General features: G+C 67.5%; 18 protein-coding genes. 9 read left to right on the top strand and 9 right to left on the bottom strand.

Going from position 1 to position 15,777, the window contains the following annotated elements:
* Positions 1–220 precede the first annotated feature (220 nt).
* The 4 genes from Hhyl6_RS10965 to Hhyl6_RS10980 all read right to left on the bottom strand — a co-directional run bounded on the left by Hhyl6_RS10965 (position 221) and on the right by Hhyl6_RS10980 (position 3,851).
* Positions 221–1,780: a preprotein translocase subunit SecD gene (locus tag Hhyl6_RS10965; protein ID WP_483739227.1), complete on the bottom strand. Its 1,560-nt coding sequence runs from the start codon at positions 1,778–1,780 to the stop codon at positions 221–223.
* Entirely contained in the window at positions 1,777–2,640 is an 864-nt protein-coding gene (secF, locus tag Hhyl6_RS10970) for a protein translocase subunit SecF (protein WP_483739228.1), read from the bottom strand. Before secF ends, Hhyl6_RS10965 begins: the two co-directional genes overlap by 4 nt.
* Before the next feature lie 164 nt (positions 2,641–2,804).
* A complete protein-coding gene (locus Hhyl6_RS10975; protein ID WP_483739229.1) occupies positions 2,805–3,272 on the bottom strand; it encodes a DUF5812 family protein in 468 nt (155 codons plus the stop codon).
* A gap of 45 nt (positions 3,273–3,317) precedes the next feature.
* A complete protein-coding gene (locus Hhyl6_RS10980) occupies positions 3,318–3,851 on the bottom strand; it encodes a DUF8056 family protein (RefSeq protein ID WP_483739230.1) in 534 nt (177 codons plus the stop codon).
* Positions 3,852–3,939: 88 nt separating this feature from the next.
* On the opposite strand from Hhyl6_RS10980, the gene Hhyl6_RS10985 reads away from it, so the two are divergent.
* The 4 genes from Hhyl6_RS10985 to Hhyl6_RS11000 all read left to right on the top strand — a co-directional run bounded on the left by Hhyl6_RS10985 (position 3,940) and on the right by Hhyl6_RS11000 (position 6,599).
* Entirely contained in the window at positions 3,940–5,235 is a 1,296-nt protein-coding gene (locus Hhyl6_RS10985) for a glucose-6-phosphate isomerase (RefSeq protein WP_483739231.1), read from the top strand.
* Positions 5,236–5,303: 68 nt separating this feature from the next.
* Positions 5,304–5,513: a hypothetical protein gene (locus Hhyl6_RS10990; RefSeq protein ID WP_483739232.1), complete on the top strand. Its 210-nt coding sequence runs from the start codon at positions 5,304–5,306 to the stop codon at positions 5,511–5,513.
* A gap of 78 nt (positions 5,514–5,591) precedes the next feature.
* Positions 5,592–6,383, top strand: a complete 792-nt coding sequence (locus Hhyl6_RS10995; protein WP_483739233.1) for a lysostaphin resistance A-like protein — start codon at positions 5,592–5,594, stop codon at positions 6,381–6,383.
* A 69-nt stretch (positions 6,384–6,452) separates the two neighbouring features.
* Entirely contained in the window at positions 6,453–6,599 is a 147-nt protein-coding gene (locus Hhyl6_RS11000; protein ID WP_483739234.1) for a CopG family transcriptional regulator, read from the top strand.
* 15 nt (positions 6,600–6,614) lie between these two features.
* Here the strand turns inward: Hhyl6_RS11000 and Hhyl6_RS11005 are convergent, their stop codons facing one another.
* Together Hhyl6_RS11005 and Hhyl6_RS11010 are read right to left on the bottom strand one after the other, a co-directional pair.
* The gene (locus Hhyl6_RS11005) at positions 6,615–7,073 is read right to left on the bottom strand and encodes an NOB1 family endonuclease (RefSeq protein WP_483739235.1); all 459 of its coding nucleotides are present in this window, start codon (positions 7,071–7,073) and stop codon (positions 6,615–6,617) included.
* A complete protein-coding gene (locus Hhyl6_RS11010) occupies positions 7,074–7,313 on the bottom strand; it encodes a PRC-barrel domain-containing protein (protein WP_483739236.1) in 240 nt (79 codons plus the stop codon).
* Positions 7,314–7,400: 87 nt separating this feature from the next.
* Here Hhyl6_RS11010 and Hhyl6_RS11015 point away from each other — a divergent pair, with 87 nt between their 5' ends.
* From Hhyl6_RS11015 to Hhyl6_RS11025, 3 genes are all read left to right on the top strand, one after another.
* Positions 7,401–7,934, top strand: coding sequence for a plastocyanin/azurin family copper-binding protein (locus tag Hhyl6_RS11015; protein WP_483739237.1), 534 nt, complete (start codon positions 7,401–7,403; stop codon positions 7,932–7,934).
* A gap of 81 nt (positions 7,935–8,015) precedes the next feature.
* On the top strand, positions 8,016–9,821 hold the full coding sequence (gene infB / locus Hhyl6_RS11020; RefSeq protein ID WP_483739238.1) for a translation initiation factor IF-2: 1,806 nt from the start codon (positions 8,016–8,018) through the stop codon (positions 9,819–9,821).
* 172 nt (positions 9,822–9,993) lie between these two features.
* A complete protein-coding gene (locus tag Hhyl6_RS11025; RefSeq protein WP_483739239.1) occupies positions 9,994–10,194 on the top strand; it encodes a DUF8015 family protein in 201 nt (66 codons plus the stop codon).
* A gap of 9 nt (positions 10,195–10,203) precedes the next feature.
* On the opposite strand, the gene Hhyl6_RS11030 is transcribed toward Hhyl6_RS11025, so the two are convergent.
* Together Hhyl6_RS11030 and Hhyl6_RS11035 are read right to left on the bottom strand one after the other, a co-directional pair.
* Positions 10,204–10,557 (bottom strand): DUF5811 family protein, encoded by a 354-nt coding sequence (locus tag Hhyl6_RS11030; protein WP_483739240.1) that lies wholly within the window; start codon positions 10,555–10,557, stop codon positions 10,204–10,206.
* A gap of 63 nt (positions 10,558–10,620) precedes the next feature.
* Positions 10,621–11,091 (bottom strand): pyruvoyl-dependent arginine decarboxylase, encoded by a 471-nt coding sequence (locus Hhyl6_RS11035; protein WP_483739241.1) that lies wholly within the window; start codon positions 11,089–11,091, stop codon positions 10,621–10,623.
* Between the two features lie 190 nt (positions 11,092–11,281).
* Here Hhyl6_RS11035 and Hhyl6_RS11040 point away from each other — a divergent pair, with 190 nt between their 5' ends.
* Entirely contained in the window at positions 11,282–12,685 is a 1,404-nt protein-coding gene (locus Hhyl6_RS11040) for an MBL fold metallo-hydrolase (RefSeq protein ID WP_483739242.1), read from the top strand.
* Between the two features lie 135 nt (positions 12,686–12,820).
* Here Hhyl6_RS11040 and Hhyl6_RS11045 read toward each other — a convergent pair whose 3' ends face one another.
* On the bottom strand, positions 12,821–14,035 hold the full coding sequence (locus Hhyl6_RS11045; RefSeq protein ID WP_483739243.1) for an outer membrane protein assembly factor BamB family protein: 1,215 nt from the start codon (positions 14,033–14,035) through the stop codon (positions 12,821–12,823).
* Between the two features lie 106 nt (positions 14,036–14,141).
* Here Hhyl6_RS11045 and Hhyl6_RS11050 point away from each other — a divergent pair, with 106 nt between their 5' ends.
* A complete protein-coding gene (locus tag Hhyl6_RS11050; RefSeq protein ID WP_483739244.1) occupies positions 14,142–15,638 on the top strand; it encodes a hypothetical protein in 1,497 nt (498 codons plus the stop codon).
* The last annotated feature ends 139 nt before the right edge of the window (positions 15,639–15,777 follow it).

The raw sequence follows: 15,777 nt of genomic DNA on the forward strand, positions 1-15,777 counted from the left end.
GTTGTTGCCCCCAACGCATCCCGTTCCGTCCAGAACGGACAGTCTGAGATACGTCGTCCAGTGTGTCCCCGCGTTCCAACGGGAAATGAACGTAGGGCGCGAGCGGATATAAGTCAATCTAAATGAATTTGTCACGTCGTGCCAAGGAATATCGTCGCGGCGGCGTGAAAAGAGGCCGTATTCCGTCGAGACCGCCCGAAAGACGGCGAACGCGAGTGTCTCAGTCCTCGTCCAGCACGAGGTTCCGGAGGATGTCACCGTAGGCCGGGCGAGTGACGAGGACGCCGATGAGGACGCCGACGATGGTGATGATGGCGAACCCGGAGAGGTCACCGAGCGAGAGCACCATCAGCGGACTCATGGCGACGATGGTCGTCGCCGCGGCGGCACCGATGACCCAGAACGCCTTGCGGAAGCGGCTCTGGAACACCCGTCCGGTCTCGACTTTCCCCTGCTGGAGTATCTCGTCGGCGATGATGATGAGGTCGTCCACCCCCGTCCCGATGACGGCGATGAACCCCGCGAGGTGCGAGAGGTTCAGCGGGTACTGGACCAACGCGACGAATCCGAGGAGGATAAATACCTCGGAGAGCGCCGTCACTATCATCGGGAAGGCCACCTCCGGCCGCCCGTAGCGGCCGTAGACGACCATGCTGACGGCGAGGACAGCGAGCAGTCCCGTCACGAGCGAGTTCTGCTGGAACTGCTCGGCCAGCGCCGGCGACAGGGAGAGTTGGTCGGAGTCCTCGAAGTTCAGCGGCGCGGGCAGACGACCGGCCTTCAGGTTCAGTTCGATTTCGCGGGCCATCCCCATGTCGTCGGCCGGGAGGACGAAGACGGGGTCGTCCTTGAACGTGTTCTCGCGGAACGACTCCGCGAGGCCCGGTGCCACACCGCGGGCGTAGAACGGTTCGCCGTTGAGCGTGGCGACCAGACAGCGGCCCTGCGTCTTGTTGATGTCGCTGTGGTTGTAGTTCGTACAGCTACGCGACTGCCCGAACCCGGCGTCGACCATGTCCTGACTGAACCGCTCCGCGGCGCTCCGTTCGACGGTCACTCTGGCGACCGCACCGTACGTCTGCGTGTTGTCGGAGGCGACGCCGGCGAACTCGTCCTGCGAGAGGACCTGCTCTCGGACGTACGTCCCGTTGCCCGTCGGATAGACGGCGTACATCCGGACGACCCCACGCTCTTCGAGGATGTCGACGAGCGCCTCTGGTTGGCGGTCCGGCGCGGTGATGCTGATGTAACTGCGCGGGCTACCGGGGGCGCTGACCTCCTGCACCCGGCCACCGCTGAGCGCGGAGGTTCGAATCTTGTCGGTGACGCTCTCGACCATCGCCTGTCTGGTGGCTTGGGTCACGCCAGGCCGTATCGTCGACGGCTGGTAGCCTTCGGCTTCGAGCGCGGCCCGGAGTTGCTGGTTCGTGACGTTGCGCGTGAACACCTCGACGGTACCGTTCTGGCCCTCCGCGCCCGGCCGCACCTCGACGTCGATGGGGTCGACGCCGAGTTCGTTCGCGACGTTCTGTCCGAGCGCCGCCGTCTGGTTCGGGGACACGTCGATGCCTTCCGCCGTCGTCCCGACGATGGGCGCGCGGATTCGGGTCCCGCCGGATAGCTGGATGCCGTACTGGAGGTTCGTCGTCTTCGTGGCGTTGCCAGCGCCGTCGTCTGCCGACGTGCCCGGCGGCGCGCCGGGGACGAACAGCGCGACGGAACTGCCCAGCAAGAGCAGGACCAAGACGCCGATGCGCCAGTTCTCTCGGAGGGCGCTCATCGGTTGACCCCCTCGTACTTGTACCAGCGAAGCAGCGTGACGTTGAGCATGTAGGTGTTCATAAGGTCGGCGGTCAGCCCCAGCACCAGCACGATGCCGATGGAGGCCATCAACTGGATACCGAAGATAGTCGCCGTGACGGCCATCACGGCCATCGCGGCGATGGACGTGAGCGTCATCGTCACACCGGTCCGCATCGCCCGGTAGGTGGACTCGTAGAACCCGCCCGAGCGGCGGAGGACGTGGTTGTTCAGCAGGATGTCGGAGTCCACGGAGTACCCGATGAGCATCAGGAGGGCCGCGACCGTCCCCAAGGAGAGTTTGATGCCCACCAGATTCATGATGGCGACGGGGATGACGATGTCAGAGAACGCCGAGATGACGATGGCGATGCTCGGCACGAACGTCCTGAAGAAGGCGAAGGCCAGCAGACTCATCCCGAGGAAGGCGACGCCGACGCCCATGACGGCCAGTCGCTGGTTCTCCGACCCGAACAGCGGCGACGTGGTACCGCTCTGGAGGAGAGTCATCCCGTCGTTCCCGTCGACCGTCTGTCGGATGTCGTCGATGTTCGACGAGTCGAACGTGACGATGTACTGGTTGCTCCGTCCCTGCACCCCCTGCACCGAGACGACCGGTTCGTCGAAGGACTGGCGTATCTCCTGCTGTGACAGCGACGTCTCGACCGTGACCTCCGACCCGCCCGTGAAGTCGACACCGAGTGCGACCGGCGACCCGGTCATGGCCCACCACGCCGCGAGGACCAACAGGGCCACCGCCAGTACCACCAGCGGCACCGCCACTAGTTGGCGGTTGGAGTACTGGGTGTAGTCGACTTCCGGGACCTCGAACTCGACCATGGCCGTGGGTGTGGCACGACTCCGAATAAGCCTTCCCAATCTGTGAGACGCTCACGACGTTCGCGGCCCGGCGAACAGCGCAACGGCGACCCCCGGGAGCCGTGAGCAGGAGCGAGGCGTCCCGAACGGAACTGTTCGACGTCGCGACCGGTGAGCGAGAACAGTCAGTCGGGCAGGTACCGGACGCTCACGACGCCCGTGGCGGTCCGGACCTCCACCCGGTCGACGCCGAGTCTGGCGGCCCGCGAGACGGTCGCCTCGTCCTCGAGGACTTCCGTGGCCGCCTCGTCGGTGCCGTCTTCGGGGACGGTCAGGACGTGAATCTCGCCCTCGCCGGCCCGTTCGCGGGTCGTCAGGTCGCCGACCGACTGGTCGGCCGCGATGTCTTTGACCTGCGCCGTCGGTTCGAACTCGACCCGTTCGACCGGGATGGTCCGCTCGGCGTGCAGTTCGGCGACGGCGTAGGTCACCTCCATCGGCGGTTCGGCTTCGACGGTGGCGTCCACGACGTTCCCGGCGTCGAGTCCCGGGTTCTCCGACAGGGTCAGTACCTGCGAGTCAGTCACGTCGCGCAGCGTCGCCGACCCCTCGTCGGCGTGCGTGACGAGAAAGGTCCCTTCTTTCGTGGTCATGGGCAGGGATAGGTTAGCGGCGTTCTTCCGGGTTTCGACCCGCGCTCACCGCAACACTCTGTGGACGGCGTACATCACGCCGACGGCGACCAGCGGCGGCGCTAGGCCCGCAATCTGCGGGAGGTCGTACAGCGCCGCGACGACGGCGCTCTCGGTCGGTTCCTGCAACTGCGGCGGGACCGAAATCACCAGTCCGACGTACAGCGACGCGACGAAGGCGAGCGCCGACAGCGCCAGCCCCCGGTCGTAGGTCACCGACGACGCCGAGCGGCGGTGTCGTCGGGCGACGAGCAACACCGGGGCCAGCAGCGGCGCGACGACGAGCAACCCGACGAACAGGAAGAACGACCGGGAGAAGGTGAACGTCCCGCCGCGGACGGTGCTCGTCTGGGCCAGTATCGAGATGAGACCGAAGACGAACACGAGACCGATGGCCAGCGACAGGAGTAGCGCCAGCACGACGTACCCCTTGAACAGCCACGACTCGCTGGTCCGGAGCGCGTAGACGAACGCGCCGGGAAGCCCGCTGTACGTCTGCTGGGCCTCCTCGGCGTGGTCGGCCGTCGTCGCGTCTGTCATCGGCGGGGCTAGGGGAACCGGGAGGTTAAACGCCCCGTTCGGCGGAGACTCCCGGGGACCTATGTAGGATGCCGGCCACCGGTCGCGTATGGACGTAGACATCGGTGCCGCGCTCGGGTCCGTCGCGGACCCCGGCGTGGACGAGGACGCACTCGACGCGCTCGACGAACGGGTGGCGTCGGCCCACGAACGCATCGCCGAGGGGCGCGAGGACGACGAGTTCGGCTACGCGGCGCTGAACCTGCCCGAAACGACTGACCCGCAGGCGATTCGGGACGCCGTCGAACCGGTGGCCGACGCCGAGTACGTGGTGACCGTCGGCATCGGCGGGTCCGCCCTCGGCGCGAAGACCATCACGGCGGCGCTGGCCGAGGACCCCGACCGACACGTCGTCCTCGACAACGTCGACCCCGAACACGTCGAACGGACGCTCGCCGACCTCCCGCTGGAGGACACGGCGGTCAGCGTCGTCTCGAAGTCCGGCACCACCGCGGAGACGCTGGCGAACTTCCTCGTCGTCCGCGAGGCCTACGAGGACCGCGGCGTCGACTGGACCGAGCGGACCGTCGCCACGACTGGCGAGTCGGGACCGCTCCGGGAACTCGCCGACGAGGAGGGCCTGCCGACGCTCCCGCTCCCGGACGGCGTGCCCGGCCGCTTCGCCGCCCTCTCGTCGGTGGGACTGGTGCCGGCCGCCATCATGGGCCTCGACGTCGAGGGCTTGCTCGCGGGGGCCGGCGACGTGGCCGACGACCTCGGGCCGTCGCTGTACGATACGCCGGCGTACGCCTACGGCTCCGTCGCCTACGCCCTCGAAGAGCGGGGCGCGAGCGTCAACGCCGTCATGCCCTACGCCGAACGGCTGGAGTACTTCGCCGAGTGGTTCGCCCAACTGTGGGCCGAGAGCCTCGGGAAGGAGGGGCGCGGCCAGACCCCGGCGCGTGCGCTGGGCGCGACCGACCAGCACTCCCAACTCCAACTGTACCGGGCCGGCCCGCGGGACAAGATGGTCACTGTCGTCCGCCCCCGCGAACGGGCCGACGTGCCGGTGCCCGACCCCAGCCACGAGTCGCTGGAGTATCTGGCCGGCGCGGACCTCGGGGAACTGCTGGACGCCGAGTACGACGCCACCGTCGCTAGCCTCTCGGCGGCCGGCCGTCCCGCGGTCGAACTCGAACTGGACCGCCTCGACGCCCGCGGCCTCGGCGAACTGCTGTACGCGATGGAGGCCGCCTGCGTCCTCGTCGGCGAACTCGCCGACGTCGAGACGTTCACCCAACCGGCCGTCGAGTGGGGGAAACGCGCCGCCCGCGGCCTGCTGGCCGGCGAGGACACCGAGGAGACGCGGACGGTTGCCGAGCGGCCCAGCTACCGAATCGAGTAGCGGACGGCCGAACCGCTCACCGACGCGACTCGCGACACTATTTTGACTCGTCGCCGAGAGTACAGTGCATGGTCATCTCGGACGAACCGGTCTGGGGCGACGCCCTCGACGACGTCGTACAGGAGTACGCGGACGCCGTCGCATACGCGGACATGGCACAGGAGACGGTGCTCCACGAAGGAGCCCTTCGTGTACTGGCCAACGGCTGGGTAAAACTCCCGACCGGTCGACTGCTCTCGCCCAGCGCCGTCCACCACATCGACGACCGGTCGTCGTAGTCCACCGCCTCGCGCCCGCCGGACACCCAATCGGTGGGGTCTTGTGGACCCGCCGACTACGCCACTGTAACTCCCGCCATGGCATTCACCCCGCCCTACGTCTCCGTGGCCGACGGCCCCACCGTCCTCAAGAGCGTGGTCCGGGCGCTGGCCGTCGTCGCGGCCGCGTTCATCCTCTCGGCGCTGTTCGGACAGGTCGGGATGGCGCTGCTCGGCGTCGAGTCCCTCGAGGCCGGACAGATGCCCGCCGCGGTGTACGCCGCGCTGAACGCGTTCGCGTTCGTCGGGTTCTTCGTCGCGGCCCTCGGGTTCGTCACGCTCAGACGAGAGCAGTCGCTGGTCCACGTGCGTCGGCCGAGGCCCGCCGACCTCGGGTGGGCGCTGGCCGGCGTCGTCGGCATCCTCGTCGGCGCGATAGTGATGGGCGTCGTCGTTGACCTCCTCACCGCCGCCGTCGAGGCGCTGTTCGGCGTCGCCGTCGAGTCCGGCCAGAACAGCATCATCACGCAGGGCCGCTCGAACCCACGGTTGTTCCTCTACATGGTCCCCGTCGCGCTGTTCCTGGTCGGCCCAGCGGAGGAACTCGTCTTCCGCGGCGTGGTGCAGGGCCTGCTCCGTCGGTCGTTCGGGTTGCTCCCCGGACTCCTGCTGGCGAGCCTCCTCTTCGGCGTCGGCCACTACTTCGCCATCAGTTCCGGGAGCGCGTGGACGTACATCCTCGTCGCCAGCGCACTGGGACTGGTCCTCGGCGCCGTCTACGAGTACACAGAGAGCATCCTCGTCCCGGCGCTGTCGCACGGCCTCTGGAACGCCGGCCTGTTCGTCCTCAACTACTACCTCGCGACGACGGGCACCTCGCTACCGGTGTAGGAACCGCTTACCGGGAGTGTGACGGCTGTCTGACGGGTATTTATACTGATAGCCATCAGAACTCGTGTCATGGCATCCCGGTACACGGTCGTGTGTGACGACGGCCAAGCCCGGGCGATACAGGTGCTGGCCCGACGGTACGGTATCACCGAGGAGGAGGTCCTGAAGCAACTCATCGACATGGGTCTCGAAGACGTAGAAGAGTCGGCGGTCTGAACGACCGTCGGCGGGTCAAGCCGGGTTCTTCCGCGAGAGGGAACTCCCGCATATCGGACAGCGGTCGTGGTTCTCGTCGAACTCGCGCCCGCACCCGGCACACTGGAACAGCCACTCGCGCTGTTCGGAGATGCCCTCCCTGGCGATGACCTCCACTGAGACGTCCAGTTTCTCCGCGACGTTCTGCATCGCGTAGTCGTCGGTGACCAGTCGAGCGTCGAGTTCGAAGGCGGCGGCGACGAGGCGGACGTCCGTCTCGGAGAGTTCCGCGAGGTCGCCCGTCTCCCGTGCGGCCCGTTCGATGCGCTCGACGGTGTCCTGTTCGGGGATGTGGAGGTGCATCCCCGACCCCTCCAGCGCGTCGAAGCGGAAGGCGGCCTCGCCCTCTAACTCCTCTTGGACGAGCGGAATCGTCGCTATCTGCTCGTCAGTGTGGTACTCGTTGATAAACGCCGACGAATCGAGAACGTACATCTACCGTTGGACGATCATGTGGTCTTTGACGGCCTTCACGCGGTCGACCGGGACCAGCAGGCGGCCCTGGTCGCTGTACTCGAAGTCGGTGTTGCGAACCGACTCCGCGGGGTCGATGACGAGGTGTTTCAGCGACCCGGACGCGAGGTCCATCGTGATGTTGTAGAGGCTACCCAGTTCCGCCCCGTCGCTTCCCATGACGTCCTTCCCCGAGAGGTTCTCGGCGAGTATCTCGACCATACGCACCTTTCTGAGCGGTGTAACATAAACGCCACGGGCCGTCTGACGGCACAGCAGGGTTTTACCGCCGGCGACCGCAGTACCGTCATGACCGACAGTCGACGGCGATTCCTCGCGGCCCTCGCGGCGGGCATCACGGGGACGCTGGCCGGGTGTGGCGACGGTGGTGACGGCGGGACGCCCCGACCGACCGAGACGGACGGTACGGACACCGGGACGGCCACCCGGACGCCGACAAACACACCGACGGAGACGCCGACGGCCACGAATACAGCGACGGCGACGGCTACCGAAACCGAGACGCAGACGGCGACGGCCACGCCAGTCGACGCCGCCCAGCGAGTGCTCGTCGGTCCCGGGGACTTCGTCTTCGACCCGGAGACGTTCTCCGTCCCGGTCGGGAGCACCGTCCTGTGGGAGTGGCGGAGCAGCAACCACAACGTCAAGCCGGCGAGTACGCCGAGCGGGAGCGACTGGAGCGGGACGCCGGGGAACGCCGGACAGACCTTCCAGAGCGGGCACACCTACACGTACACGTTCGAGACGGCCGGCGAGTACGAGTACTACTGTGCGCCCCACCGGAGCGCCGGCATGACTGGGTCGTTCACCGTCACCGAGTAAGTGGCTCAGGCCCGCGTGCGCGCCATGACGACGAACTTAACTACTGTCGCCGACTGGTTCCGATAACTTCTGGGGCCATCTATGTCTGATCAGGACGCCACCACAGAGACGGACCACACCCTTCGGACGCCTATCGTCGCGGTGCTGGGCCACGTCGACCACGGGAAGACCAGTTTGCTCGACCGCATCCGCGGGTCCGCGGTGACCGCCGGAGAGTCGGGCGCGATTACACAGCACATCGGGGCCACCGCGGTTCCGCTCGACGTCATCTCGGAGATAGCCGGGGAACTCGTCGACCCGACGGACTTCGACCTGCCGGGCCTGCTGTTCATCGACACGCCCGGACACCATTCCTTCTCGACGCTCCGCTCCCGTGGCGGGGCGCTCGCGGACATCGCCATCCTCGTCGTCGACGTCAACGACGGGTTCCAGCCGCAGACGCTGGAGGCGATAGACATCCTCAAGCGCACGCAGACGCCCTTCATCGTCGCCGCGAACAAGATAGACACCGTCCCCGGGTGGAACCCCAACGAGGAGATGCCCGTGCAGGCGACGATGGACGCCCAGTCCGAACGCGTCCAGTCCGACCTGAACCAGAAACTGTACGAGATTATCGGCGAACTCTCGGACAACGGCTTCTCGGCGGACATGTACTGGCGGGTCCAGAACTTCCAGGCGAACATCGGCGTCGTCCCCGTCTCCGCCGAGACTGGCGAGGGCGTCCCCGACCTGCTGACCGTGATGATGGGCCTCTCCCAGCGGTACATGAAAGAGGAGATGGAGATAGACACCAGCGGCCCCGGCGTCGGCACCGTCCTCGAGGTGAAGGACACGCAGGGCTTCGGGACGACGCTCGACGCCATCATCTACGACGGCACCATCCGCGCGGACGACACCATCGTCGTCGGCGGGTTGCAGGGTCCCATCGTCACCGAGGTTCGCGCGCTCTTGCGCCCGCGCCCCCTCGAAGAGATTCGCACCGAAGCGCAGTTCGAACAGGTCGACGAGGTCTCGGCCGCCGACGGCGTGAAGATAGCCGCTCCGGACCTAGACGACGCCATGGCTGGCGCACCGATTCGCGTCGTGCGGGACCGCGACCGGAGCGAGGTCATCGCCGAAGTCGAGCAGGAACTCGCCGAAATCGAGGTGACGACACAGGAGGAGGGCGTCGTCGTCAAGGCCGACACGCTCGGGTCGCTGGAGGCGATTTCCAGCACGCTCGCCGAGGAGGAGATTCCCATCATGCGCGCGGAGGTCGGCGCAGTCGCGCCGCGGGACGTCCGGGTCGCGGAGACGGCCAACGAACCGACCCACCGCGCCATCCTCGCGTTCTCGGTCGACGTACTCGACGACGCCCGTGACCTCGCCGAACAGGAGGACGTCGAACTGTTCGAGGACGACGTCATCTACCAACTCATCGAGCGCTACGACGACCACGTCACCGCCATCGAGGAGGCCCAGCAGGAGCAGATTCTGGAGAACATCACGCGGCCCGCGAAGTTCCGCGTCCTCAAGGACCACACCTTCCGCCAGTCCGACCCGGCCGTCGTCGGCGTCGAGGTGCTGTCGGGCGAACTCCGCCGGAACGTCAACGTCGTCAAGTGGGAGGGCGGCGAGGCGAAACGGGTCGGGTCGCTCAAGTCCCTCCAGGACGAGGGCGAGGACGTCGACTCGGCCCGCACGGGCGAGCGACTGGCCGCCTCCATCGACGGCCCGACGGTCGGCCGGCAGATAGAGGAGGGCGACGACCTCTGGGTCGAGATTCCCGAGAAACACGCGAAGATTCTCGAACAGGAACTCGCCGAGGACATCTCCGTCGACGAGCGAGAGGCCCTGTCGATGTACCTAGAGAAGCACCGCAATCGGGACCCCTTCTGGGGCAAATAGCGAGAGACCGAGCGTCGTGAGGTCCCTCGAAAAGGCACAGCGGGGAACGCAGTGACCCGCGAGCAATAGCGAGGAATCGACCCACGGGAATCGTCTCGAATCGGGGCGGCGAAGCCGTGCCCTGGACCTAGTAATAATATTTAATTATCTGGCGCGTGTCCGAGCAGACACGATGATAGGAGCCGCCCACACTCTCTCCACGGCCGACCTCGTCCTCGCGAGTATCGCGCTGTCGATGCTACTGGCCGCGTTCGGGGCCGTCCTCACCTCGCTCAGCGTCGTCGGCGCGCTGGCCGCGGGGAGTCTGCCCGCCAGCGGGTCCATCGGCTACGCGCTGTTCCTCGACCCGCCCGAAGCTACGACAGAAGCGTAAAAGCGTACGTTACTGCGCTGTCGGCGTCGTCTCGTCGCCCATCACTTGCTTGACCTGCAGGGCCGCCGAGGCGGCGATGCCCTGCGCGAGGTCGTCTCGTTCGTCGTCGGAGATGGTCGCGCTCTCGGGGTCCTCCGGCGTGTAGTCCGCGCTGACGACGGACCCGACCGGGGGCTGAACCGCGATGGTCGCTCGCGGACCCATCTCGCCGTCGCTTATCTCGGACCCGACGACGAACTCACCCGGGAGCAGTTCCCGTGTCCGGGCGGCGACGCCCGCGAGGTCCTCGCGAAGCGTCTGCCGTTGCTCCGGCGTGAGCGTCACTTTCTCCGCGTCGCCACCGAGCGGCGAATTGCCATACATGGACGTTCTCGTGGAGTTAGGCGGTAGGGTACTAAAAACCCCGTGACTACCGGAAAGGCGGGGTCAGACGACCGGGTGGCTCTCGCCGTAAGTGGCGAGGACGACGGCGCTGGCGTGCGCCTCCTCGGGGGCGACGGCCTCGACGTGGACCGACTCCTCGACGAAGTCCCAGTCGCGGAGGTCACGCCCGGCCGCGAGGCCCTCTCGAATCTCGGTGCGGACCGCGTCGGGGTCGGTGCCGTCCACCTCGTAGAAGATGCCCGGGCCGCCCTCGCTGCGTGCCCACCCGATGCCGGCCGCGGCGCGTTCGCCCGGCGCGGCCGTCGCGGCGGACTGGACGACTTCCAGCGCCTCGCCGGGCGGACCGAGGTCCGGTGCCGTCCCGGTCACCTCGATGGCCGGCCCCTCGGGGATGACCGACGAGAGCGTCACGAGGTTGTAGTTGTGGACGCCCGCCTGGGCCAGCGCCGCGTCGTACGACGACAGCGCGGTCGGGCCGGTGGCGGTGCCCCACACCACCCGAATCGTGCTCATGGCTGAGCATCGACGACCCGAGCGGTAAGGCGTTTCGTTTCCCCGACCCACAGGATAAGGGGCGCCATGGTAGTGAAAGGCCGTTTCGAGTGCCTTATCGGCAGATAAGGGGGATTTTCTCTCCGATAACGCCGGACTATTTCGGACAACGCAGTGATAACAATGGCCCGGTCGCACCACCTGTCGGTCCATGCGAGTGACCTATCTCGAATCGGCGGCGGTGTTGGTCGAGACGGACGACGTGGACGTGTTGTGTGACCCGTGGCTCCTCGACGGGGCGTACTACGGGTCGTGGGCGCACTACCCCGCCCCGGAGTTCGAGCCCGAGGACTTCAACCACGTCGACTACATCTACGTCTCCCACGTCCACCCGGACCACTTCCACCCGGAGACGCTGGAACGGATGGACACGGACATCCCGGTCCTCATCCACGACTACCGGTGGGACTACCTGAAAGAGGCGGTCGAGGACCTCGGCTTCGAGGCGGTCGAACTCCCGCACGACGAGCGGACCCACCTCGGCGGCGACACCCACATCAACGTCCTCGCGGCCGACGGCTGTGACCCCGAACGCTGTGGCAACTTCTTCGGGTGTACGTGGTACGACACGGAGGCCGACCAGACCGGGTCGACGCAGGTGGACTCGATGGCGGTCATCGACGACGGCGAGTACACCCTCGTCAACACGAACGACTGTCCGTACCCCATCGCCGAACCCAGTTGCGAGAAAATAAAGCAGGATTACGGCGAGGTGGACATGCTCTGTCACCAGTACAGCGCCGCGCAGTTCTACCCGCAGGCGGTGACCAACTACGACCACGAGACGAAAATCGCCGAGCGCGACCGGGTCATCCAGGAGAAACACGAACTCGCGCTGAACTTCATCGAGTTGTTCGAACCGACCTACTACATGCCCTTCGCCGGCGAGTACGTCCTCGCGGGCGACCTCGCACACCTCAACGAGTACACCGCCAACCCGCCACGGAAGGACGCGAAGGCCTTCTTCGAGGCTAACACCGACGACGCCCACGAGTGCGTCTTCCTCAACTCCGGCGAGTACGTCGACGTGAGGACGGGCGAGCGGTCGGCCCCGTTCGAACCGGTCGACCCCGAGGCGAAACAGCGGTACATCGAGGAGGAACTGGCCCCCCGCGAGTTCGACTACGAATCGGACCCGATGCCGACCCTCGACGAGTTCCGGGCGTACGTCCCGCTGGCCTACGAGAACATGGAGGGGAAACGCGCCCGCATCGGCTACGAGACGGACACCACCGTCCTGATTCCGCTGGTCGACGACGTCTGTCTGGAACTGTCGATGGACGGCAGCGGGTTCGACTACACCCGGAATCTGGACACCGACGACTACGACGACGGGTGGGTGAAGATGGACGTCGACCCGCGACTGCTCAAGCGCCTGTTCGAGGGGCCACACAGCGCCTACTGGGCCGACGCGAAGATAGGGTCCCACATCGGTATCAGCAAGGAGCCGGATATCTACGAGCGCGGCCTCTACAACACGCTCGGCGAGTTCCACGCCGACGGCGCGGACGTGCAGGCCACCGCGAGTCACGACGCCACCGCCGAGTCGGACTAAGGTCGCTCGAATCCGCGCTACGTCGAGAGAGCACTACTGCCGGCCACCAGAGTGCCTCTCTGGACCATCCCCTGACGGGCGGCCAATCAGTGCGGGCGGTGCTGAAAGTGGCGGCACCGGAAGCGAGCCGAGCGGTCAGTTAGCCACCAGTTTGTACAGGTTCCCGGGCCGGTCGGCCTCACCGTCGACCGCTCGCTCGGTGTAGTAGACGGCATCCTCGGTGACCAACGGCGCGCTAGTGACGTGGCCGCGGTTGTCGACGGCCCACGTCACGTCGCCGCTCTCGCGGTCCAGCGCGTAGAGCGTCGACGTGTAGGACCCCACGAGGACGTGGTCGGGCGTGGCGACGGCGCTCCCGATGACCCACCCGCCGGTGTCGAAGCGCCACCGTTCCTCGCCGCTGTCGAGGTCGATTGCATAGAGGTTGTCGTCGTGACTCCCGACGTAGACGGTGCCCGAATCGACGGCGGGCGCACACATCAAGTCGGCGTCGGCCTCGAACTCCCATTCGACGGAGCCGTCGGCAACGTTCAGCGCGGTGATGGTGCCCGCCCACGAGGGGACGATGGCGAGGCCGTCGGCGATGGCGATGGGCGCTTTCACGTCGCCGCCCGTGTCGTGGGTCCACGCGCGTTCGAGGTCGGGGAACGACCACGCGTAGACGTGGCCGTCGTTCGACCCGAACAGGAGGCGGCCGTCGTCTCTGGAGAGCGCCACCGTCGAGTGCGGGTGGTTCGTCGGCCGGGAGTCCCGCCACTGCACACTGCCGGTGGCGGCGTCGACGGCCGCGACGCTTCCGCTGGGAGCGGCGTGTTCGACGGCGACGTACAGCACGCCGTTGTAGTAGGTCGGACTCGCGCCGATGGCGTCGCCGAGCTCGGTCCGCCAGCGCCGCTCGCCGGTTTCGAGGTCGAGCGCCGACAGCGCGCCGTCGTAGGTCCCGACGTAGGCCGTCTCGTTGGCGATTGCGGCGGTGCCGTGGCTCCCGCGACCCGCCTGCGTGATGGTCGTCGCCCACCGAACCTCGCCGTCGGTGGAGACGGCCCGCACCCGGCCGGTGTCGTCGGCGACGACGAGGTCCCCCGTCGGCGCCAGCACCGGACTCCCCTTCGCCGCGGTGTGGTCGCCGCGGTTGGTCGGTAGCTCCCACGCTTTCTCGACGCTCGCCGGAATCGCCCGGTCGGTGTAGCCCTGATTCAACAGCCCCTGCCGGAACTGGGTCGCCGCGAACTCGTCCAGCGACGTGGAGGCCAGCGGGTCGAACCCGGACTGACAGCCAGCCAGCGACCCGGCGACGGCGGTGCCGACGCCGGCGAGGAACGCCCGTCGTGTGTGTCCGCGCTCGTGCACGCGACCCGCTACCGTGCGGGACCGCTTAAATCGCGCGGCGTTCCGTCGCTCAAACCGCGGTTGACCCTCCAGAAAGCGTTTACTACGAGGGTCCGACCCTCGGAACATGCGACGACGCGCCCTCCTCACCTCGCTGGCGGCCGCCGGGACCGGTCTGGCGGGGTGTTCGTTCGGTAGCGGGAGCGATCCCACGCACACGGCGGTCGACCAAATAGAGACAGACGGGACCGAGCACTCACAGCCACAGCGAGACACCGACGCGGACCGCCGGACTGGCGAGCCACCGCGACCCGAGGAGCCATCGCACGTAGTCGAGTTGGAGACCGGGCCACGGACGTACGCACTCTCGCCGTACCTTCGCGGGGAGGACGGCGGTCGAGTGGCCCTGTGGTTCGACCGCACCGCGACGGCCGACCACCCCGCCCGACTCCGGGGGTGGCTCAGGAACGGCAACGACTTCGAGAACACCTTCCGGGTGCAGTGGATGCCCGTCGTCGGTCGAGTCCACGCCCGGCAACCGCGCGGCTACGACCACGAGGCCAGCCTCCACCTCGCACCGACCGAGAACAACGACCTCGCGGCGACGGTCCCGGCGGTCGTCCGCGACGAGACGGGATACTGGCGCGTCGAGGACGTCGGCCCGTGGATGGTAGAGACGCGCCGGATGGCTCCCGGCGAGTGGGTCCGACTGGAGTACGAGGTGGTCGGGTCGCCGGGCATGGGCGGTCGGCCGACCGGAACGTACGAATTCGGCGAGGAAGCGACGCTTTCGGTCTGGGACACGACCAGTCCGGGCCCCGACACGGAGTCGCGATTCGCCGGCCGGTCGCTCCCGCCCTTCCCCGGCGAGGGGGCAGTCCAGTGGTTCCACGAGGCCGACGCCGAGACGGTCGCGTTCGTCCGCCCCTCGACGGAGCGCGTCGAACTCGACGGTCTCGTCGAGTTCGAGGTGGTCAACCACAGTCACGAACGGCTCCGGTGTGGCCACTGGAACCTGTACAAACTCGTCGACGGCGAGTGGTTCCACGTCGGGCCGCGGATACACACCTCCGACTGCCGACAGCTCCCGCCGGGCGGGAACAAACAGTGGCCGCTCCGCGCGTTCAACGGCGAGGCGGTCCCCACCGGCGGAGACTGTCACGGCGGCCTCACTCGGGGCTACCTCGGCGGCGGCGAGTACGCCGTCGTCGCCGGCTACGGCCACCCCGAACCGGAGAGCGGCGCGCTGGTCGAACTCGTCGGCGACCCGGTGACGGTAGCACCGACCGAGGACGCCACCGCCGAGCGCGACGGGTCGACGGTCACGGTCACGACCGAGCGATACGGCGACGGCGACCACCCGCCGGACGCGACGTTCACGCTCCGACGTGCAGACGACGCCGAGAGACGACTCCTCGCCGAACAGGTGATGTCCCCCGGCGGATTCGCGTCCGACGGCCGCGGCCTCCGGAACGCCCTCCCCTCCCTCACGAGCGACGTAGACCGAGTGGTGGTGCGCACGGACGACCACGTCGTGGACAGCGTGGTGGGGTCAGACGCCGAGACGACCCGGTTCCGGTTCCGGGGTTCGGCCTACGCCGTCGCACGCGGTACTGGCGAGTGAACGGATACCCGGACCGGCCCTGTCCCACGGTGGCCGCGCCAGCGGTCCATCGCTGGCGAGGGGGGAGGGCAGGCTGACACGAACAGACCGCGAACGATGTGAGCGGTTTCACCGGAGACACGCTCGAAAACGCGACTTC

The organism is Haloarcula sp. H-hyl6 (assembly GCF_056934455.1).